The sequence below is a fragment of the Arthrobacter sp. TB 26 genome, from assembly GCF_000427315.1.
In the GTDB taxonomy this organism is placed as follows: domain Bacteria; phylum Actinomycetota; class Actinomycetes; order Actinomycetales; family Micrococcaceae; genus Arthrobacter.
In genome coordinates this window covers 1-2,907 of sequence record NZ_AUPJ01000381.1, presented here as the reverse complement: position 1 = coordinate 2,907, position 2,907 = coordinate 1, and the positions used below count along the sequence as shown (strand labels likewise).

Here is a 2,907-nt window from a genome sequence, read left to right as displayed (position 1 = left end):
CGCGCCCCGGCGTCGTTCGACGGTTCGTCGTCATAAGGGTCGCTGCCCGGAGTTTCGTGACTGCCTGAGCCCATGCCCTGCCCCCATTAAAGGTCCGTGTGCCGCTGGCCGGAGACCACTGGAAGTGCGTGGACCGCCGCGGCGCAATGTTCGAGCCTCAGGCTACTCCCCCGGCCGGGGCATTCCCCGCCCCACGGTGTCGAGTCGCGGAGTGTGTCGGTGTGGGGCTTGGCTCACACCGGCCGCGAGGGATACCGGACCGAAGCCACCGTTTCGTTGTCCTCGTTGAGGACCACGACGACGTCGATCGTTTCACCTGCCAGCGCGGGAGGCAGCCAGTGCCCGGCGTCCTGCCACATGCGGTGCAGCGGAAGCGCTTCGACGTCGAACCATTCGGGCGATATTTCCGGGCTCTCGGCGGGTTCGCCTTCCCACTGCCGGGCAGTGAACAGCCTGCACGACATGTTCCACTCGGTCCGCGCTGGAAAGATGAACTCGACGACGCCGGCGTGCGCCAGATCCTCCTGGCGGACGACGACTCCGGCTTCTTCCCAGACTTCGCGGACCACGGCCTCGGCGTCGCTCTCCCCCACTTCGACGTGGCCGCCGACCCCCACGATCTTGCCCGTGCCGAAACCGGTCCTTTTCAGCCCCAGCAGCACCTCAGTGCCGGAGCCCGCTTCGCGGAGCAGGAAACACAGTGTGACAGGAGTGGACGCCATAAAGGCAAGCCTATAGCTGGCACCGGATGCCGATGCTATCCGGCCGCCGGACCGTCGCCTACAAGCTGCGGCCGCAGGTCGACCGGAATCCCTTTTTCCGCGAATTCCTTGTCCATGGCCTGCTGGGGCGTGAGGCCCTGGTTGTTCAGCGCCTGGAACTCCCACGTGAACACGCTTGACCACTCCTGCCGGACATCGCAGAGGAAACGGCCGTTCTGCAGTTTGAACCACGCATTGCCGCCGTCGAGCTGGAGCGCGCGGACACCGTCGTCGGAGATGGAGTAGGCGAGCCAGCCGTCGGCGCAGCCCAGCACGGTGTAATAGGCCTGCTCGGCGGCTGGAATCGGCGTGATCGCCCGTTGCTGGTCATTGCGCTACTGGTCGACGTTGGCCAAGGTGCACTCGACACCGCCGGTGCTCAAGGCTCCGGCTGAGGTCCCCGCTTGTGAGGCGGCAGGTGTGGGCGCATCGGGGGCACTCGGCGCGGGGCTGGCAGAGGGCGCCGGAGTGCCCGTTTGGGCCGGCCCGGGCGCCGGTTGCAGCATCAGGTTGCCGCCGACAAGGACGGCCCCCACGACGGCCGCGGCCGCCACCACCGACGCGGCCACCGTCCGCACGCCAATGCGCCGTCCCGGAGCGCGTCCAGCTCTGGGGACAACGTTCGGATCCGTGGAAAATACCATCGAGCGGGCAGAGTCGCTTCCCGGGGCTGCGTCCGGAACTCCCACGTGTGGTTTGGCATCCTTCATGAGCTGTTCGATGCGGTCCATGGCTAGTCCTTCCGTTCGGTCATGAGATGTGAGGGCGCTGCCTTCGCGAAGGCCCGCCGTGCCCGGCGCAGACGGACCGCAGCGGCTGAAGGAGAACACCCCAGGGTCTGGGCCAGTTCTGCGGTGGTCAGTTCGTCCCAGTAGCTGAGCATCAGGACCTCGCGGTCGCGCTCCCTGAGCCCCACCAGCACGTCCGCCACGGCGGCCCGTTCTTCGGCGTTTGTCCCGGGGACCTGGCTACGGGCCTCGTCTTTCAGCCGTTCGACAAGTTCCTGGGCGCGACGTCGTCCCCTGTACTCATTGCCGATCACATGCCGCGCGGTCGCCAGCAGCCAGCCGATGCCGGGCGGTTCCGCCAACTGCTTCTCCCAGGCAATTCTGACGACGTCCGCAGCAAGGTCCTCGGCACGGTGCCGGTCACTAATAGGGCAGGCAATGTAGCGGTATACCCGCGCGGAATGCTGAGTGTGCAGGTCAATGAACGCCTGCTCTTTGGCAGCCAACATGGTGCTTTCCCCGGACATCGGATGACTTCTTCCTGAAGACTAAGTGTCGCCTGAAGGGCTTTTTCTTACACTTGTCAGCAAGAAAATTCACCGGTTGCTTCCGGTCGCAAGTCCGACACCAGCAAACTGGAAGGCGCCATACTGAGAGGCGTGAACTCCGCAGCAAAAATGGCAGAACCGGCTTTGTCCCGGCCTCGTCCCCGAACTTCTGATCACCGACCTCACCACTAGCCTCAACTTCTGGGCCACGCTCTGCGGATTCGAGATTCTCTACGACCGCCCGGCAGAGGGTTTCGCGTATCTTCACTCGGGCACGGCACATGTCATGCTCGAGCACATCGGCGTCGGTAGAAATTGGATCCCCGGCACTGTTGGAGGGTCCGCTCGGCCGCGGGGTGAATTTTCAGATCCCTGTGCCTAGATGTACTGAGCTGCCCGGACCCAGCCGGAAAACCTTGAGCGAGTCCGGCAGGGCGTTCAGGCATATTGGCGCAGGAGGTCTTCCGGGAGCGGGTCCTCGAAGGGAACCGCCCCGGCCGGGTCATCCATGGCTGCGGCGGGGAATGGGTGCCCGGAGGTGAACAGGTGCCAGTCCGGGAACGGGTCCGGCGGCAGTTCCTGGTCGGGATCCGGGCCGGGGTCCTCGGGTACGCCTTCGGCAAGGAGTGTCAGCATGGCCTGGAGGCGGTCCGGCCAGTGGGGTGGTTCCCAGTCCTGTTGCTCGCTGGGGTAGTGCCTTCCGGTCGGTGACGTCCAGCCGGGCGGTGCGTCTTTGCTGGCCCCGGCCGGGGTCCAGGCCGAGCTGTGTTTGAGGCGGTGATGTTTGCGGCACGGCTGGCCGAGGTTGCTGATTCCGGTGGTGCCGCCGTCGGCCCAGGCCAGGATATGGTCGGCGTCGTTGTCCAGGGA

4 protein-coding genes and 1 pseudogene are annotated in these 2,907 nt (G+C 65.7%); all 5 read right to left on the bottom strand.

Going from position 1 to position 2,907, the window contains the following annotated elements:
• Nucleotides 1-233: 233 nt before the first annotated feature.
• Entirely contained in the window at nt 234-722 is a 489-nt protein-coding gene (locus K789_RS0114860) for an 8-oxo-dGTP diphosphatase (protein WP_024367446.1), read from the bottom strand.
• Between the two features lie 35 nt (nt 723-757).
• Nucleotides 758-1,036: a hypothetical protein gene (locus K789_RS0114855; RefSeq protein WP_024367445.1), complete on the bottom strand. Its 279-nt coding sequence runs from the start codon at nt 1,034-1,036 to the stop codon at nt 758-760.
• Nucleotides 1,037-1,096: 60 nt separating this feature from the next.
• Nucleotides 1,097-1,492, bottom strand: a complete 396-nt coding sequence (locus K789_RS0114850; RefSeq protein WP_024367444.1) for a hypothetical protein — start codon at nt 1,490-1,492, stop codon at nt 1,097-1,099.
• 2 nt (nt 1,493-1,494) lie between these two features.
• Nucleotides 1,495-1,998 (bottom strand): RNA polymerase sigma factor, encoded by a 504-nt coding sequence (locus tag K789_RS0114845; protein ID WP_024367443.1) that lies wholly within the window; start codon nt 1,996-1,998, stop codon nt 1,495-1,497.
• 477 nt (nt 1,999-2,475) lie between these two features.
• Nucleotides 2,476-2,907 (bottom strand): annotated as a pseudogene (locus tag K789_RS26230) (HNH endonuclease); the annotation flags it as partial.

What these genes read in the sequence shown, in the direction of transcription:
- K789_RS0114860 (WP_024367446.1), bottom strand. Translation starts at nt 722, where the DNA reads ATGGCGTCCACTCCTGTCACACTGTGTTTCCTGCTCCGCGAAGCGGGC.
- K789_RS0114845 (WP_024367443.1), bottom strand. Translation starts at nt 1,998, where the DNA reads ATGTTGGCTGCCAAAGAGCAGGCGTTCATTGACCTGCACACTCAGCAT.
- K789_RS0114850 (WP_024367444.1), bottom strand. Translation starts at nt 1,492, where the DNA reads ATGGACCGCATCGAACAGCTCATGAAGGATGCCAAACCACACGTGGGA.